This is a genomic window from Acidobacteriota bacterium (genome assembly GCA_016208495.1).
In the GTDB taxonomy this organism is placed as follows: Bacteria; Acidobacteriota; Blastocatellia; order Chloracidobacteriales; family Chloracidobacteriaceae; genus JACQXX01.
This window is the reverse complement of sequence record JACQXX010000118.1, coordinates 66,950-84,091: the sequence shown is the minus strand read 5'-3', so window position 1 is coordinate 84,091 and position 17,142 is coordinate 66,950. Positions and strand designations below refer to the sequence as shown.

Sequence of the window (17,142 nt, the reverse complement as noted above, 5' to 3'; positions counted from 1 at the left end):
GCAACACACGCTGACATTCCGGCGATGTCAAAAATTCGCTTACTGGTGAAAGAAAATGTCCTTTCCAACCCAGGCCGGATTACTCGACAAATGTATGAAGCCTACCTCGGTCCGCTCGGAAAAGGCTGGGTGTGCGAGATTGAAGGAACGGTGGTCGGGTTTTCCTACGCTGCCCGCGAAGACCATTCCATCTGGGCGCTGTTTATTCATCCGGAGCATGAAGGCAAAGGCATTGGGAAGCACCTTCTCAAATTTGCGACTGACTGGCTCTTTGAACGTGGCGCACCTCAGGTGATTTTAAGCACTGAAGTGAATACCCGAGCCGACCGGTTTTATGCCGCCCAGGGATGGCAAAGGGGCGAAATCAAAGGCCAATTCCCCGAAGTGATCTACACGCTCAAACGCCCAGCGTAGGGAACAAGGGAACAAGGGGACAAGGAGACAAGGAGACAAGGGGATCAGATTCGGGGTTTTCGCCGCATAGCGATGGGTTCATCAAGGCAGGTCGTTTACGGCCTGCTGTCGTCAGTCCAAACGGATCAGGTCCTGCCTTCAGCGCAATCAGTGGCTGTCAACAAGCAGATTGAAACCTGGACCACTCCACGATACAGTGGCGCTCCATTTCGCAATTTCCAAATACCTTCCAACCCAATTTTTCTTCCTGGTTATACCAATTTGCAATGGAAGCCTCGTATTAGAAAACAGTCAAGTAGTTCAATCAAATAAGCTTAGTGAACTACGGACTACTGACTACTGACTACAAACTGGTATTATTCCAGAACCCTTTTGAGGAGAATCTGATGCGACTGGCCCACCAACCTGATGCCGTGGCTGATCTTCGAACACCAACTCCCACCGAACCGCTTCGAGTACTTATGAGTGGCTGTATGATGGGACTTCCCTGCGGCGTTGACGGCTCCGACAATGGGATGGGTGGCGTACTGACCGACCTGGTTGCCTTGCCAACCGTGAAGGTGTTGTCATTTTGCCCCGAAGACCACGCACTTGGCACACCGCGAACCCTGCCGGATATTCACGGTGGCGATGGCAACGACGTGCTCGATGGAAAAGCTCGGGTGCTGGATGAACACGGAAAGGACCTGACCGAAGGCATGGTGATCGGAGCACAGGCGATGCTCAGCTTTGCCCAGGCAAATCAGATTGAACTGGCAATTTTGACGGATATGAGCGCCGCCTGCGGAAGTCAGGTGATTTCAGATGGCTGCCGATTGGAGATAGACCGCAAGTACCAGATCGGGGTTGGTGTTTCGACGGCACTGCTTTTGAGAAATGGCTTTCCGGTGGTCAGTCAGCGGGATTTTCGAACCCTTGGAAAAATTCGAATGATGCTGGAACCTGGTTTTTCACCTGACCCGGAGGCTCTGGATCATCACGAAAAAGAATGGTACCGAACCTATTTTCGGAGTGCGACGGCTTGACGTCGCTTTCATAAACAGCGGCCTGACACTGCCGGACTTGAAAAAAGTTTGACGTCAAGCCGCCGAAAATGAAAGCGGTATCAAGCCGCCGCACTCCAGCCTTTGCGCAAGAGGCTGATTTGCGCCGTGTGATAAATTTTATGCCGGGCGGTGGACCGCAACAGTTGTCGGATTGAATATTCGTCACCCACGACTTTTTCATTTAACCCGGCGTCCGTCAGACGAGAAACTTCATTGAGGAACCGGGCCTGAATGTCGTTCAATCGAGCAATGGCATTTTGCCAGGCGGCATCACTGGTATCTGGAACTGGTGGGAAATCACCTTCTTCAGGCTCAGCCGTTGGATGACCTTCCAACCGACGAACAGTTACATTTTCCCAGGCGGCAATATGCAGCACCAGTTCCCAAATGCTGTGGGCATCGGGAATTGGTTTATACGCTGCCTGAGCGGCGGAAATATTTTCGAGTGCTTCGCGAAGCGCCGGGCCGTGACCGGCATCTCCATCGTGAATTCGTGTTAATTCATCTAACAATTGTTTTACTTCTGACATGGTAGCAATCCTCCAAAAAAGCTGGTTGAGACTTCGTAGTGTTGAACTTTCGGCTCAAATTCGAGCAGGTATTGCTCGTCTTCCGGGTAGTATTTCGCAAACTCGTACTCATCACCGGCAAACCGCTGGATTGATTCATAGGAATCCCACAACGACAGCGTGAGAAAATGGGCTTCGGCACCCTCGATTTGACGAAAAACAAAGACTCCTAAATTCCCTGGGGTCTGACGGTAGTCGGGAACTCCGGTCTGGTTGATATAGTCAAGATAGATGTTTGCCTGCCCGGCCAACGTCCGACCGTGCCAGATTCGCGCAATCATAGTGCTCCCTTTCCTGGTCTGTTGATTTCTGATCTGAAGTGAACGATAACTCTTTTCGGAGTGCGCCGACTGGCCGTGAATTTGAACGCTGCGACCTGTCACCACACTCCACATTGCTTTATACCAGTTTGTAGTCAGTAGATCGTAGTCAGTAGTTCACTAACTTCAATTGATTGAATTACTTGACTTTTTTCTAATACGATTTATTCATTCCAAGATGGTATTACTTCATTTGACGTATCGCCTGTAACCGGTTAACTTGCTTTTGATAGTTACAAGATAGAGTATTTAATGTAACCTGTCAAATCATTTTTGACAGTTACACGTAAATTTTTTTGCCTATGAATCTGAGAGAACGCCCAATTGCTTCAATCACTCTGATTGCTGGTCGTCTGTGCCTGGACTTTGTCAACACGGTCGGTGGTCGCCAAAGCATCTCACCACCCGACCCACTGGCAGCCATGGTATATCAGGTGACCGATGATAAATTTGCCGACTATCTTGATTTGCTGGCCTGGAGTCTGCTGACGGGAATCCTGACCGAGCCGGAAGCCGCTCAACTGGCACATCTAGCCGAACAGCACCCGGTAGAAGCCGCCAGCGTGAAGGAGCGGGCGATTGTGCTTCGGGAAGTGATTTACCGCCTCAGTCTGGCAATCATTCATCAAACCGAACCACAGCCCAACGACCTGGAATGTCTCAACCAGGAAGTAGCCAGAGGATACAGCCATCTGAAAATCACTCATCACCCCCCTCATACTTTTGCCTGGGGTTGGAATGGCGATGTCACGGCGCTTGATCAAATGCTGTGGCGGATTGCGGATTCCGCTGCTGAACTCTTCACCGGAGGCGAACTCACTCGGATTCGTCAATGTGGCGGCGAAGGCTGTGGCTGGTTGTTTGAAGATACCAGCCGAAACAGTCGCCGCCAGTGGTGCGATATGCAGACCTGTGGCAACCTGGCCAAAGTCCGGCGGTTTCGCTCGCGGAAACGCACCTCCTAAAAAAGTTGATCGGAGCTTTACCCTTGAATTGACCTTCAACGGTAAAAGCTCCGATTTACTATTTTCATGTGAAATGACTCAACAAGGTGCAAACATTACGCTGGTTTGTTCTGGGTCAAGTCCCAACCCTTGGAAATATTCCCCATTGCCTGACCGGTTGTCTGGTTGGTTGGAATGTAGTTCCATTCAATCTTACCGTAGCTTAATTGAATATTTTCGGTTGGAATGGATTCACCATCACCACCACCACCAACACCATTGACGGTGTAATTGGTGATCAACACATCTTGCAACGTGTAGCGCATAAAGGTCTGTTTGCTCGTTCCGCCAGCCCGGCAGATTTCAATTGTGGCTTTAGCATAGTGCTGCCCACTGGCACAGGCAAATGCTAAATGAGGGGTTGCCTTATCCAACGCTTTGGTAATGTTGAACTCACTGAAATTTGCACGTTCGGCTGATTTTGACCCGTGTGAGCTGGATGAGAATGCTGCAGTCTGGCTCAGTCCCTTGCTATAAGAAAGGATTTCAATCCACTCTTTGTGCTTTTCATCCCGGCTTTCGCCCTGAATTCCATCGATTTTAAGAAATGCATCAAACGACATGACAATAAATCTCCTTAAAGTTTGGTTAAGTTGGTAAGTTTAGTTTGGGTTATAGTCTTTGGTGCCTGATTCTTAAGTTCTTTGTTCCTGGTTCTTAGTCCTTTGTTAAAAGTCCTAATTCCCAGGCACCAACAAGTACCAGGCACCGGTTATCAGCGTTGATTGGCTGGGGCCGGGAGTTCCGAAACCAACCGTAAAGAAATTGCGATTTCATCAAGCTGGAAATGAGGCCGCAGATAGCTGACTGCTTTGTAACACCCAGGCTTGCCTTTGACTTCGGCTACTTCGACTCGTGCTTCGCGCAACGGCAACTTGGCTTTCTGTTCCTGAGTTGCACTGTCATCAATCAACACATAGTTCATAATCCAGCGGTTGAGATAATCCTCAACGTTCTTGCGTTCCATAAATGAACCGATCTTGTCACGCATAATCGCTTTCAGGTAATGCGCAAACCGGCTCACAGCAAAGATATACTGCAATTGGGACGACAGCCGGGCGTTGGCATTGGCAAAGTCGGTGTCGTATTTTTTGGGCTTGTTGGACGAATTTGTACCAAAAAACGCCGCATAATCGGTGTTCTTGCAATGGACCAGCGGAATAAAGCCCAGGTCGCTGAATTCTTTTTCACGACGGTCGGTAATGGCAATTTCGGTTGGGCACTTCATGGCCACTTCGCCTTCGTCCGTCATAAAGGTATGGGTTGGCAACCCCTGAACCAATCCGCCGCCTTCAACGCCGCGGATGGCCACCGTCCAACCGTGGTGGGCAAACGCTTCGGTCACTCGCACGCCCAAAGCATAGGCGGCATTGCCCCACAAATATTTCTTGTGATCGCGACCCGTCACGTCTTCTTCAAACCTGAAGGTCTCGGTCTCAGCCGTTTCCGTGCCATACGGCAACCGCAACAGGTTATGCGGCAGGCACAGGCCAACATAGCGTGAATCTTCCGAGTCCCGGAAGGAACGCCATTTGACATACTCAATCCGGTCGAAAATCTTGGCCAGGTCGCGAACCTCACCCAGTTGGGTAAAGCTTTCCCACCCGAAGAGCTTGGGTGAAGCCGCCGAAATAAATGGAGCGTGCGCCGCTGCTGCGACCCCTGACATTTTTTCCAGCAGGGCCATATCCTGGGGATGGTTGGTAAACTCAAAATCCCCAATCAAACACCCATATGGAGCGCCGCCAAAGGTACCGTACTCTTCTTCATAGATCTTTTTAAAGATCGCCGACTGGTCAAACTCAATCGCGTTGGTGACGTCCTTGAGCAGTTCTTTCTTTGAAACGTTCAGCACCCGGATTTTTAACTGAGTGCTCGTTTCAGTTTCAAACACCAGGTATTGCAGGCCGCGCCAGGACGCTTCCATTTTCTGAAATTCCTGGTGGTGCAAAATTTCATTGACTTGCCCGGTCAACAGCAAATCAATTTCCGCAATCCGCTGCATAATGGCTGATTCCAGGTCCTTGGAAATAACCAGTTCGCCATCGAGAACTTGCTGGACAAATTCGGTGACCAGGTCTTTGGCCATCGCTTCCTGGGTTTCGTCCTGGGCCATCCGGCCTTCGGTAATCAACTGGTCCAGGAGCGACTGATCTGAAAAATCCACGGCTGGAGCCGTAGCCGGCGCAAATGAGTGAAGCTGGCTATTCATTGGAGCTGCCCTCCTCCTCAATCGAAGCTTCTTCAGTCGGGGCGGCCAATCCCAAGACGCGGCCAAGCTGGCGCTGTTTTTCCGTGTTTTGAACCACGTCGGTCAGCAATTCTTCAAGCTTCATATTGCCGTCCATCTTTGACAGCAAGTCTGACAATTTCCGCCGGGCTTCGATCAGTTTCCGGAGCGCGGGCACCTGCTGAACCAGTTCATCAGGATGGAAATCATCCATGGTTTTAAATTCAAGTTCGACAGCCAGTTGGGTGTCATTGTTGGCAAGTTTGTTATCAACCCGCATGGCGATTTTCGGCTTCATTTTAGCCATCACCTGGTTGAAGTTATCCCGATCAATTTCGACAAATTTACGATCTTTCACACGGGGCATTTCCGCCAGCGATTTGCCGGAAAAATCGCCCATCACACCGACCACAAAGGGAAGTTCTTTCATTTCGATGGCGTCGCCGATTTCCACATCATAGGTAATTTGAACCCGTGGTGGTCTGACGCGATCAAGTTTATGCTGCATACTTTCTTTTTTAGGCATGTCTGTTGTCCTCGCTCTCCGAGCTGAAGTCTTCAATTTCAATTTGTCCAGGAGTAGTGCAAGGTGTGTGCCAGACCTTGGAAATTTTAACAGCAATAAGTAGAAATATTTTTAAATCATTGATAAAAAATACTTTACTAGCTCTTACCGCTTCTTATGCAAACCAAAACCAGCCAGAAACCCGTGAACCAGGCTCTTTAAAAAATCAAATTAAACTATATATCTGGCAAATAAATTGTAAATTATTTAATTAAACCAACTAATTTAAATTAAACTCCCTGGCCAGGGCTCAAGGATTCAAGAACACAACTCCACGAGTTTCACAAGACAGCCCGTTTCACAAGCCTGGGCAGATTGACGACTCGCTACTCGCTATTTGCTCTCTTCAGCTATAATGCCGCATCCTTTGACCTGCAGGTTCTCATACCAATTTACAATGAAATTCTTGTACGAACATACAGTCAAGTGATTCAGTCAAATAAACTTGGCGAACTACTGACTACTGACTACTGACTGGTATCATCACATGTTTTCCTTTAAGCATTCGCGCTGGCTTCTGATTTTCTTGATTTGGACAGTCGTCGGATTGTTTTTCACCTCGCAAGGCTATTTATTTCACACGGTTGCGAGTATCGAGCAATTTAATCTCGGTAAATGGCTCTTTCGTGAATTTACCTATTGTTATTTGTTTGCGCTGGCAACACCCGGTATCTGGTGGCTGGCAGATCGGATTTCGATTGACCGACAGAATTACGGTCGCGGGTTGCTCTTTCATATTCCGATGAGCCTGGTGACCTCGATGGCTATTAAAGGTGTGCACCAGATGTTACTGGTATTGCTGGTTGATGACCCGCGGATGGTCGGCAATAACCCGTTGCTCAATATTGCCTCGGCATCGTTTTCATTCCTGACGCTTTTAAAATTCACCTATTACACACTCGACACCGGCGCGTTGATTTACTGGGTGATTTTGTCGCTCAACCACACGTCGCGATATATCCAGCGCTACCAAAACGAGGAAGCCCGGTCAGCTCGACTGGAGCAACAACTCACTCAGGCGCAGTTGGAAGCGCTCAAAATGCAGTTGCAGCCGCATTTTCTGTTTAACACGCTGCATTCGGTTTCTGAGCTACTCCATGAAGACGTCGAGGCAGCCGATGAGATGATTGCCAATCTGGGGACTTTTTTGCGCATGACGCTCGAAAACTCTGGGACCCACGAAGTTTCACTCCAGCAGGAGCTCGATTTTCTGAAGTGTTATTTGGAAATTGAACAGGTGCGGTTCCGCGACCGATTGACAGTCCATTTTGAAATTGAGCCTGACACGCTCCAGGCCAGCGTGCCGAATCTGATTTTTCAGCCAATTGTTGAAAATGCGGTGCGGTATGCCGTCGCCCCACGTCCGGCAGGAGTAATTTCGATTCGGGCTCAGCGGAACGATGGCTGGCTGAAACTTGAAGTCGAAGACGATGGACCGGGGTTGCCGCTCAATGAACGCTCGGAAACCTCAATCACCGAGGGGCTTGGGCTTACCAACACCCGCAGCCGCCTCTTCCAACTCTATGGGGCAAAGGCCCGGTTTCAACTGGGCAATGGTCAACCTCAGGGAACACGCGTGACGCTTGAAATTCCGTTTCGGTCCACCAGTCCAGCACCAGTGGCAGCCGAATTCAATAGGGTGGTCGTTCAATGATCAAAACCATAATCGTTGATGATGAACAACTGGCTCGGAATCGCATTCGGCGGATGCTCAAAACGGATCCATCACTGGTGGTTGTCGGTGAATTCGCCAGTGGCGAAGAAGCACTCCCGGTGATCAAAGCACAACCACCCGATTTGTTGTTTCTGGACGTGCAAATGCCAGGAATGGATGGGTTTGGATTACTTTCAGCACTGGGTGAAGAGCAACTTCCGGTCGTGGTATTTGTTACGGCATTTGACCACTATGCGCTCAAAGCCTTTGAAGCCTTTGCACTTGATTACCTGCTTAAACCCTTTGATCGCAAGCGATTTGAGAAAACCGTCCACCGCGCCAAACAGGTTATCGAACAACAGCGACTCAGCCGAACCAGTCAGAACCTGGCGGCGTTGCTCGACAGCCTGAAACCACAGGTGACCTACCTGGAACGACTGGCCGTCAGACAGGGCGATGGGATCCGATTCATTAAAGTCGAAGCAATTGACTGGATCGAAGCCGAAGGAAACTATGTAAAACTCCATCTAGGCCACGAATCACACCTGGTGCGCGAACCACTCAGCCACCTTGAATCCCGACTCGATCCAAAGCGTTTTGTGCGCATTCACCGGTCAACGCTGGTCAATATTGATCGAGTGGTTGAAATTCATCCTTTATTTCATGGAAATTGCTGCATTGTGCTCCAGGATGGAACGCAATTGACGATGACGCGCAACTATCGCGAGAACTTTCCACAGTTGCCTGACCGATTGACCTGAAGCGGGTTCACGGTTTCATTACACCCCAGATAAAATTGACCTGTGCCTTTTTACATTCAAGCCCATCGCTCAACTGGCATATATATTGCTGAAACTCCAGGAATCAAAAGAATTTAATTTTTCTGGAGGGAGCAAGCATGGCTTCAATTCGATTTGCAGTGGGACATGGGCGTTTGAACTTTATTGATGACGTCCTTGAGGTACAACGACTGTTGTTTAATTTGGACTCAATCAACTTTGAATTACAAACTGGCAACCGATACATTACTGGTTCTTGTTAGGAAAAGTGTATTTTTATGAAGCAAACCCATTTGAATGGATTGATTATGGCGAGCGTGCTTTTGCTGACTTCTTGCCAGTCACCAACGCCACCTCCGCCGCTTCCCCCTTTGATCAGAACTCTGCCGGTCTCAACCACACCCGAAACCACCGAATCGTTTAAACCGGAAACCAGCGAATGGTCCGATGCCAATATGCAACCAAAATTATGGCCGATTCGCCACGTGTGGGATGAAGCCCACATGCCGGTTGAGGAAGTGAGAAAAGCGGTTCGCCGGGCTTTTCGAGGATATTTTCGATTCCTGGAAGAACAAATTACCCAACCCGAGGTTTCTTATTATCTGGTTGGAGATTTCAATGGTGATGGCACCAGGGATTTAGCTGTCAGCGTTGTCTTTCCCGCAATTGATCTCACTCAGAATGGTCAGAAAATTCCCTGTGTCCAGTTCTCCCATGGTGATAACCGGCCAGTTCCGTTCACGGCACTCAATCTTGGAGGTCATGGAATCGAAGAGCCGATGAACGATTTTCGGGGTTATTATTTGACCAGTCCGAATCAAAATGCTCCATTTTTGGCCATCATCCACGGGCGGCCTGATGGAAATTGGGAAAAGGTTTCGCCCAAAAATAAGTTTATCTTTCTAACTTTCGCGACTGACCTTGAGTTTCAGTTGCGGCTCCATCATGGCCCTTTGCAATCCAAAGAGAGTCGAAAAATCGCCTATCCCAAAGGAGATGCGATTGCAATCTATGACCAGCATTATGATGACAGTGTTGAATTGGGATATGACTGGGATGGACTGTATTGGGATGGTCGAACCTATCATTGGGTCCAGTACCTCAAAGGAAATTTCCCAAAAAACCCTAACTTATAAGTACCTTGTCATAAATTTCCTGAGATATTTGATTTGGTAAGTGTTTGATTCTTTTCGTGTATTTCGTGTATTTCGTGGTTCAAAATGTCTGGAAATTTTCGGTAAGGTACTTACCAGTTTGTAGTCAGTAGTTCGTAGTTCGCTAAGCCTATTTGATTGAATTACTTGACTGTTTTCTCAGGCGAGGATTCCATTCCAAAATGGGATTAAAACGGTTCCTCTGGCTCTCGTTGCCGTTCGGGTCGTGGCAGGCGATCAGCGTCTTTGTCTTTTAATCGGGTGTAGGTGGCTGGGATTTTAAACAGTGATTTCTCTGGTTCTTCAAGCCTTAAATTGGTCACCTGGTAGGTAAATTCTCCAACTCTGGGATCTATGTGACGGCTCGAAATAACAATCTGGAGAACCGGGGAGAACCATTTTTCAGAGACAATTTCGATTGGGCGGTCATTTCCAATCTGGCCCACTGGAATGGTGATGACAGACCGGGTTCCTTCGACTTCAACACCTTCAAGGGTCTTTTTGCCCAGGGGTTCGGTTTTTTCTTCCACGTTCCCATCTCGCGGCGGGGGCGGCATGCGCTCGGCAACCTGTTTGATCTTCCAGGCGGTTCCAGTTGACGGATCAAGCATCATGTTTTTTTCGGCCACGGGATCATAAATAAAAATCATGGGTTCAGCCGGTTCATCAGGGCCAAAAGGTCCCAGCGGAGGCAAAGCCTGTTCCCGACGAATGCGCCCCTGAGTATCCCGAAACACTTTGGCGGTTGATTCATTGGTCAGTTTGGTTCCATCCCGTAGCGTCTGGATATTGCGGGTCACAATCTGAGCCGAGTACGGTGCTCCAGTCACAACTTTGCCGTCAAAGCGCATTTCAGCGAAATACCTGCCCATCCCCCGACCTGGACGCGGTTTATCTCGATGACGCTGATCATCGCCACGGTTTGGGCGGTCTCGGTCACCTCGACCAGGGCCGTCTCCAAATGGTGGATGTGGGCGACCACCACCTCTCCCTGGACGGCCCTGTCCTTCAACCTGACTGGGAAAAGCCAGCATGATGATTATTCCCAGGGCCGCCAATTGTGCCAAAAACCAGTATCTCTGTTTCATCTCTCAAATCCTTTTTGTGCTGAACCAAATAACTACTCCGGCAAAATTCGAATGGACCGTGGCACACCATCATCGCTCATCACAACTTGAGCTTTGACGTAGTCGCCTGAATTTTCAACGTTGGTTGACAACCCCATTGAAATCAAGGTGGAACGGGGGATGTACATTTGAACGATTTGCCCACTCTCCATCGCCGTTGAGTCAGCCACATACGTCAACGGAATAAATTCATTTGAAAGATCATCAAGCGTGTCTGCCCTGCTTTGGGTTCGGGTCGGTTTAGACCTTGACGTCAGTGAGGTTCGGCGCTGTTTTTGCTCTGGGTTGGGCGTTGCCTTGGGCTCAACCATGGAGGGCTCATGGCTTGATTCAACCGGTCTCACTTCAGTTGGGAAGTTGTTTGAGTTTGATGGTGATGACACTTTTGGAATCTCGTTGACAACCATCTGGTCTACCGGCGCGAGTTGGACCAGAACCCAGACCAACCCGGTGCCCGTCAGCAAAATGACCAGACTGGCAGCCAGCACAAACCATTCACTTCGGTTCAAAAGCTGGCGGTGCTGTGGTTTTTGGATTTGACTTGGAAATCGGTTCCGAAAAGCGGCCTGGAGTTCGGGATTGAGTTTCGCCGGGGCTTTCGCTCGTTCGGTTTTAGCCGCCACTGCCCGCAACCCGGTGGTCAATTGTTGCTCCTGTTCAAGGCGTAAACCACACTGTGGGCAGGTTTCGGCATGGGCCAGAGCCGCCTGTTTGAGACGCACTTCCATCAAACAACCACTCACGACATCCAGCACAACCGCTTCAAATTCATAACAATTCATAGACACTTCCCCACATTGGCCCGCCAGTACAACCTTTACAAGCCAAAGCTTGAACTCTGAACAGCAAGTGACGACAGTTTTTGTTGCAAGAGCGACCGGGCCCGATTGAGTCTTGATCGCACGGTGCCAACCGGACAATCAAGAATGCGAGCGGCCTCTTCATAACTGAGTTCTTCCATATTACATAACACAACCACTTCCCGGTAATGGGGCGGCAGTCCAAGCACCGCCTGTTGAATTTGTTCGATCATCTCGGAATGCGTCAGATCCGCCAGCGGATTGCGGTGATTGATCCAGTACTCTTCAGGAACATCCTCACCCACATCAGTTGGGGTTTCCAATGAAACATAGGTTCGATCCTGGGCAAGTCGGTGCAAGACCCGGTATCGGGCGATGCCGAGCAAATATCCCTGAACGGTTCCCCGTGACGGATCAAATTTTCCACCGGATTGAATCAAGGTCAGAAAAACTTCCTGAGCAACATCTTCGGCGATGGCTTCAGATCCGCTCATCCGCAACGCAAACCGATACACGTCCTGGTGGCGTCGCTCATAGAGCCGGGCAAAGGATTGTTCATCGCCCGCCATCATCCGGCAAAGCAACGTGTCATCCGTTTCGACTGGTTCAGGTCGGCGCCAAAAAATTCCCATGGGTTCTTGTTCGAATCGGCGGCAGGCTGGGAAGCGTCAAGATATTGCCGGTATTTGGCAAACCCCTCAAAAGAAAGGAGTGCTGTGCAAGGCACACAGGCACTGCACAGCACTGAGAGGCAAAACCTGCCGGCAAGGACGGATTATTTTTGAAGTCGCCGGTCTGATCGAGCATGGCCCCGGTGGGAATTTCCGAAAATCCCGGTGGCGGTGAACTGCCCCTGATCATTGGTGATGCCAATCACATTGATGTGGGTTCCGGCCTGTAAATCCGCCAGGCCAACGCGGCGATTCTTTTGGGTAATGACCGCCTTTTCACTCACCAGAACCGTTTGTTCAATGCCATCCTGGTTGATAAAGGTGACTGAATTCGCCGAAACCTGAGTCACTTCGCCAAAAAATACGCCATTATTTTGAGTGGCCAGGCGTGAAGCTTCTTTCGCGTCACCACCCATAATTCGAACCGCCACAAACTGTCCGCTTTCATTTTTCCGGCCAGCGGCTGAAACCCGGTCGCCAGCCTGAAAGTCACTCAAGGTGGCTTCGACCCGGTTGCGCAGAATGATGGTTTCTGTCGTGGTGTAAATGGTGACCTCGGTGCCGTCTTTGACTTTCAAAGTCAGGGTTCCAGCCTGGGAATTAGCCGAAACAAAATCACCCTTCGGCCCACGGTCTCCTCCTTGACCACCCTGAGGGGGTTCGGTGCTGGCATTGATCACCACCGCCAGGACCTGGCCTTGGTCATTGGGTCTCCCCTTGACTGATAAATAATCATTGACTTGCAGGTCTGCCAATGTTGCTGCCGCATCATTGCGACGATATTGGGTATTTTCGTCAACTAAAACGGTGACTGATTTATCATCCCGAACGGTAATCGTAAGTTGTGATCCAGCAATCGCGGTCAATTGACCAACCAGTCCTCTTCCAGGCCGGCCACCACCAGACCGTTGGGCAAAACCGCTGAGCGATAACCCACACGTTACCAGGCAAATAACTGCAATCGACAAAACGGGTTTCAATAAGGCTTTTTTCATTTTGGGAACTCCTGCACTATCGAGTTGAGATAATCTGTCTCGTGGTTCACAACAAACTCGGTGGGGTATCTGGTGATGAGATCAGATCAAAGGACAAATTCAATCGAATTCACTGCGTCTCTGTTGTAAGTGTTTCAGTCCGTATGGTGAAAAGTCGGCTTGAAAGTTCCACAAAAAATTGAAAATTTCGGAGTCATGCCATTTTGCCCTGAAGCGCTCGTCTTAGTACAAGTCCCCATAAAAGGGGGATGAAATTCGACCACTCGCTGGGAGAACCATTGGTTTTCGCCCGGATGGGCGGTGGAAAATAGCCGGTGGCAAGTGTCGCTTTGGACACGCGGCCACCGGACAGAGCCGCCATCACGGGGTCGCGCCCGGATGGGCGCTGGAACAGGAGTCGTGAGCCAGCAGCCGAAAATTCGACGAAAACCGGGACCCGAACCAGCTTCCAGCGCCCATCCGGGCGCGAACCAATGTGGGCTGAAGCTCCAGTGGTGTGCCCAAAGCGGCAAACCACCGGCTATTGTCCGGTGCCCATCCGGGCGAAAGCCAATTCGGAATCACCGAAATTCCATCCCCTATTTATGAGGACTTGTACTTAGTTAACTACTGACTACAAACTGGAATCAGTGGTTCACGCCAAGCTGGTTGCCAAAAAAGAACTGGGATCACTTTGTTCAAAGTGATCCCAGTTTGAATTTGTATCGGTTGTTAACGAGTCTGGAATTAGCGAATCTTACTCGGTGACCGGAAGTTCCCGATCAATGGCCCCGACCCACCGAGTGGATTGCCGACCAGTTCATACGACAACGGATCAGTCGGTGTCAGACTTCCTTGAATTCGATTATTGGCGGTATCTCCCACGATCAAGGCACTTTCAGTCGCAAGTCCACCCAGCACCACGCCCTGACAGACGGTTATCCCTTCGGGCAACCGGACTTTGCCGAATGTCGAGCCAACGTTGAGCACCAACACGGCTGGTCCGGGAACGCCGCCGATAAAGGCAATCACCCGATTGTTGCCGGTATCGGCCACATACAGGTTGCCTTCATTATCAACCGCAACTCCTTCGGGTGACCTCACCTGTCCAGGATTGACGCTTGATCCGGTCGTTGCCACCAACCCAGGAGTTGGGGCGACATCCGCGGTTGTAAAGCTTTGAATCCGGTTGTTTCCAAAATCCGCCACATACAGCGTCCGGTTGGCATCCACCGCCAGGCCGCGTGGCGTGCTGACTTTGCCCAGCGTTGAACCGGCGGTCGCAAAGATCACAGCCGCGCCTGGAACTCCGCCATCAAATCGCATCAATCGGTTGTTTCCGGTGTCGGCGACATACAGGTTTCCAGCCAGATCCAGCGCCAGCCCTTGCGGTGTTCTCACCTGGCTTGATCCGGAGCCCATTGTCGCAAAGGTGTGCCATGTTGCCCCGCTATCGGTTGTAAACTGGATGCGATTGTTTCCGGTGTCCGCCACATAAATCCTTGATCCATCTGCATTTGCCGTGATTGCCTCTGGTCGTCTGAACTGGCCGATGCTTGAACCGACTGCTCCGAGCGTGCCCGGGACCAGTTGCCACGTCGCGCCGTCAAAGACCTGGGTTCGGTCATTGGCGGTATCGGCCACATACACCCGGTCAAGCTCCACACCCTGCACCGTCACCATGAAAGTACAGGTCGCCGTGTTGTTTGAGGCATCCGTCGCGGTGACGGTCACCGGCGTTGTTCCAATTGGAAACACTGATCCCGAGGGCGGAATCGCCTCGATTGAAGCAATTGAACAATTGTCGCTGGCCGATGGGTTGAAGGTCACCACGGCGCCCGCGGTTGATGTCGCGCCGGTTACGATATCTCCCGGACAGGTCACCACTGGCAGTTCGGTATCATTGACCGTCACGGTAAATGAGCAGGTTGGTCCTGCCGTCGAAGTCACATTCACCGTCGTTGACCCAACGCCAAAGAATGAGCCCGAAGCCGGAATTGCCGTCACCGTCCCGCACGAGCCGGTCGTCAGTGGCGCCGCAAACGTCACCACTGCCCCACACTCACCGGCGGTGTTGCTGGTCACGATGTTTGACGGGCAGGTCAGCATACAACTTGGGATGGCCATAATCGTGGTCGTGTCGGTGGCACTATTAGGGCTAAAATTTATATAATTTGTGACTTGCGCGCCGATTGTCGCCGTGTTTGAAATCGTTCCAGTTGCTGCGGCACCAACAATCGCGGTTACGGTATAGGTTACCGAACTTCCCGGCGGAAACGTCATCTTGGTGTTGTTGATATTCCCGGTTCCGGTTAGGGAATTGCCCAGAGCACCTCCCGTGGCCACCGAGGTCCAGGTGGCCGAAGCAATTTGGGCTGGCAGCGTATCGGTAATAATAACGGCATTTCGTGAACAGAATCCCACCTCATTTGAAACAACAATGGTGTAGGTCAGCGTTCCGCCTGGGGCAACAGTGGTCACATTATCCGTTTTGGTGATGCGCAAATTCGGAAGTGTGAGTAGCCCTGATCCAGTGATACTTAAATCATAGGATCCTTGCCGGTTGGGATTGCTGCCCGAAGCTGCATAAAACGAATCCACAACCAGGTAATAAGGTTTCTTCGAAAGCCCAGTGACGGAAATGGTTTCTGCTCCACCTGGCCCGTTCGCGTCAGCGCCCGCAACACACCCAGATGCAATCACCCCGCCAGTGCCGCCTGGGCAGGTATCAACCAGGTAAATCGACACATCCCAGGCGGGTCCGGTCGGAGTACAGGTAATCGTTAAGCTGGTAAGACTATCCACCCCCATAACATACACTTTATCTGGGCCGGCCACCTGGGAAAAGCTCCCATTACAAGCCATTGGGATGGTGGTAATCGTGTCATTGGCACCCACCGTGGTGTCGCTATCGGTAAAGGGCAGGCTGCAAATCACTCTCCCCGGACAGTCATCCGTGCCGGCCTCGGTCGTAAATTGTCCATTTGGGCGGTTTGCATCACCAGTGTGATGTGACTCCCATTCCACCACTCCAGGAATGGGTTCCTGGCCAGGTTTGTATTTCCGCACCTTTCCCGGCGGTGACTCCTGATATTCCTGCGTGACGGCCCGAGTTTTGGAGGCGCCTTGCCCTCCAGCTTCAGAGCTGGCTGAAATATTTTTAAGCGTCGGCGTAACACCAACCGCCAAAAACACCAGAATCAAGGGCAACAGGAAAACCTTTTGCAGGCGTGTTCCCCACTGATTCAATCTCCTTCCAGCTTGGATTTTCTGTCGTGAGATAGGTAAGCCTGCGTGCAGGTTTTCGGGTTTCATATCGTTCATCCTCCAATAAATTTCGGACTAACTCGTTTTCATGGATTGATATACCGGCATTTCAGGTAAGTCGGGGCCGGCGTTGACCTTTTGCAATTCCCCGGCGTGAGAACTCAATAAACGGATAGAAGCAGACCCTCTTTTCGGATCGCATCTCGCTTTGGCTTCAGACAAAACCAATTCCTCTCATCCCACCATCCTGTGATTGAATCGGTTCTTTCAAACTTCGGCTTCGGGGACAATGTTGGATCGAGGATTGGTAGTCTGTACTTTGGTGCACACACAGAGCTATTTACCTGCTTCTTCACGTGCTTAATTGAAACGAGCGCAAGAAGAGTCAACTGATGAGAGGCATTGAGTTTGCAGCTTTATACAATCCTGATTATCTTCAGACACCTCTCTGTGGCGAGGATCCAAGAAAAGGGGATTTTTTTAAAGGAGGGCTTGAAAGCTGTTGACCGTGCAACTTGAAGGGAAAAAGCAGGAATTTCTTTGAAAATCTGAAGCAGGATGTGCTTGA

The 17,142-nt window shown here is 50.4% G+C and carries 17 protein-coding genes; 6 read left to right on the top strand and 11 right to left on the bottom strand.

Annotation, left to right across the window (positions count from 1 at the left end; translation table 11 throughout):
* Positions 1–24: 24 nt before the first annotated feature.
* Positions 25–414 carry a GNAT family N-acetyltransferase gene (locus tag HY774_24965; GenBank protein ID MBI4751747.1) on the top strand — a complete coding sequence of 130 codons (390 nt, stop codon included), beginning with the start codon at positions 25–27 and terminating at the stop codon, positions 412–414.
* A 386-nt stretch (positions 415–800) separates the two neighbouring features.
* On the top strand, positions 801–1,439 hold the full coding sequence (locus tag HY774_24960; protein ID MBI4751746.1) for a DUF523 domain-containing protein: 639 nt from the start codon (positions 801–803) through the stop codon (positions 1,437–1,439).
* An 80-nt stretch (positions 1,440–1,519) separates the two neighbouring features.
* Here the strand turns inward: HY774_24960 and HY774_24955 are convergent, their stop codons facing one another.
* Together HY774_24955 and HY774_24950 are read right to left on the bottom strand one after the other, a co-directional pair.
* The gene (locus tag HY774_24955) at positions 1,520–1,990 is read right to left on the bottom strand and encodes a DinB family protein (GenBank protein ID MBI4751745.1); all 471 of its coding nucleotides are present in this window, start codon (positions 1,988–1,990) and stop codon (positions 1,520–1,522) included.
* The gene (locus HY774_24950; GenBank protein ID MBI4751744.1) at positions 1,978–2,310 is read right to left on the bottom strand and encodes an antibiotic biosynthesis monooxygenase; all 333 of its coding nucleotides are present in this window, start codon (positions 2,308–2,310) and stop codon (positions 1,978–1,980) included. Before HY774_24950 ends, HY774_24955 begins: the two co-directional genes overlap by 13 nt.
* A gap of 341 nt (positions 2,311–2,651) precedes the next feature.
* Between HY774_24950 and HY774_24945 the strand changes: the two genes are divergently transcribed.
* Positions 2,652–3,314, top strand: coding sequence for a CGNR zinc finger domain-containing protein (locus HY774_24945; GenBank protein ID MBI4751743.1), 663 nt, complete (start codon positions 2,652–2,654; stop codon positions 3,312–3,314).
* A gap of 95 nt (positions 3,315–3,409) precedes the next feature.
* Here HY774_24945 and HY774_24940 read toward each other — a convergent pair whose 3' ends face one another.
* From HY774_24940 to tssB, 3 genes are all read right to left on the bottom strand, one after another.
* Positions 3,410–3,916, bottom strand: coding sequence for a type VI secretion system tube protein Hcp (locus HY774_24940; GenBank protein ID MBI4751742.1), 507 nt, complete (start codon positions 3,914–3,916; stop codon positions 3,410–3,412).
* A 152-nt stretch (positions 3,917–4,068) separates the two neighbouring features.
* Positions 4,069–5,565, bottom strand: a complete 1,497-nt coding sequence (tssC, locus tag HY774_24935) for a type VI secretion system contractile sheath large subunit (GenBank protein MBI4751741.1) — start codon at positions 5,563–5,565, stop codon at positions 4,069–4,071.
* Positions 5,558–6,109 carry a type VI secretion system contractile sheath small subunit gene (tssB, locus tag HY774_24930; protein MBI4751740.1) on the bottom strand — a complete coding sequence of 184 codons (552 nt, stop codon included), beginning with the start codon at positions 6,107–6,109 and terminating at the stop codon, positions 5,558–5,560. Before tssB ends, tssC begins: the two co-directional genes overlap by 8 nt.
* A 526-nt stretch (positions 6,110–6,635) precedes the next feature.
* Between tssB and HY774_24925 the strand changes: the two genes are divergently transcribed.
* The 3 genes from HY774_24925 (at position 6,636) to HY774_24915 (ending at position 9,717) form a co-directional block, all read left to right on the top strand.
* Positions 6,636–7,802 (top strand): histidine kinase, encoded by a 1,167-nt coding sequence (locus HY774_24925; GenBank protein ID MBI4751739.1) that lies wholly within the window; start codon positions 6,636–6,638, stop codon positions 7,800–7,802.
* Positions 7,799–8,563, top strand: a complete 765-nt coding sequence (locus HY774_24920) for a response regulator transcription factor (GenBank protein ID MBI4751738.1) — start codon at positions 7,799–7,801, stop codon at positions 8,561–8,563. Before HY774_24925 ends, HY774_24920 begins: the two co-directional genes overlap by 4 nt.
* A 296-nt stretch (positions 8,564–8,859) precedes the next feature.
* Positions 8,860–9,717 carry an FG-GAP repeat protein gene (locus HY774_24915; GenBank protein ID MBI4751737.1) on the top strand — a complete coding sequence of 286 codons (858 nt, stop codon included), beginning with the start codon at positions 8,860–8,862 and terminating at the stop codon, positions 9,715–9,717.
* A 206-nt stretch (positions 9,718–9,923) separates the two neighbouring features.
* On the opposite strand, the gene HY774_24910 is transcribed toward HY774_24915, so the two are convergent.
* From HY774_24910 to HY774_24885, 6 genes are all read right to left on the bottom strand, one after another.
* Positions 9,924–10,769: a hypothetical protein gene (locus HY774_24910; protein ID MBI4751736.1), complete on the bottom strand. Its 846-nt coding sequence runs from the start codon at positions 10,767–10,769 to the stop codon at positions 9,924–9,926.
* A gap of 86 nt (positions 10,770–10,855) precedes the next feature.
* Positions 10,856–11,644 (bottom strand): hypothetical protein, encoded by a 789-nt coding sequence (locus tag HY774_24905; protein MBI4751735.1) that lies wholly within the window; start codon positions 11,642–11,644, stop codon positions 10,856–10,858.
* 35 nt (positions 11,645–11,679) lie between these two features.
* Entirely contained in the window at positions 11,680–12,294 is a 615-nt protein-coding gene (locus tag HY774_24900; GenBank protein MBI4751734.1) for an RNA polymerase sigma factor, read from the bottom strand.
* Between the two features lie 143 nt (positions 12,295–12,437).
* A complete protein-coding gene (locus tag HY774_24895) occupies positions 12,438–13,328 on the bottom strand; it encodes a hypothetical protein (GenBank protein MBI4751733.1) in 891 nt (296 codons plus the stop codon).
* Between the two features lie 193 nt (positions 13,329–13,521).
* Positions 13,522–13,845 (bottom strand): hypothetical protein, encoded by a 324-nt coding sequence (locus tag HY774_24890; protein ID MBI4751732.1) that lies wholly within the window; start codon positions 13,843–13,845, stop codon positions 13,522–13,524.
* 209 nt (positions 13,846–14,054) lie between these two features.
* On the bottom strand, positions 14,055–16,622 hold the full coding sequence (locus HY774_24885) for an HYR domain-containing protein (protein MBI4751731.1): 2,568 nt from the start codon (positions 16,620–16,622) through the stop codon (positions 14,055–14,057).
* Positions 16,623–17,142 lie beyond the last annotated feature (520 nt).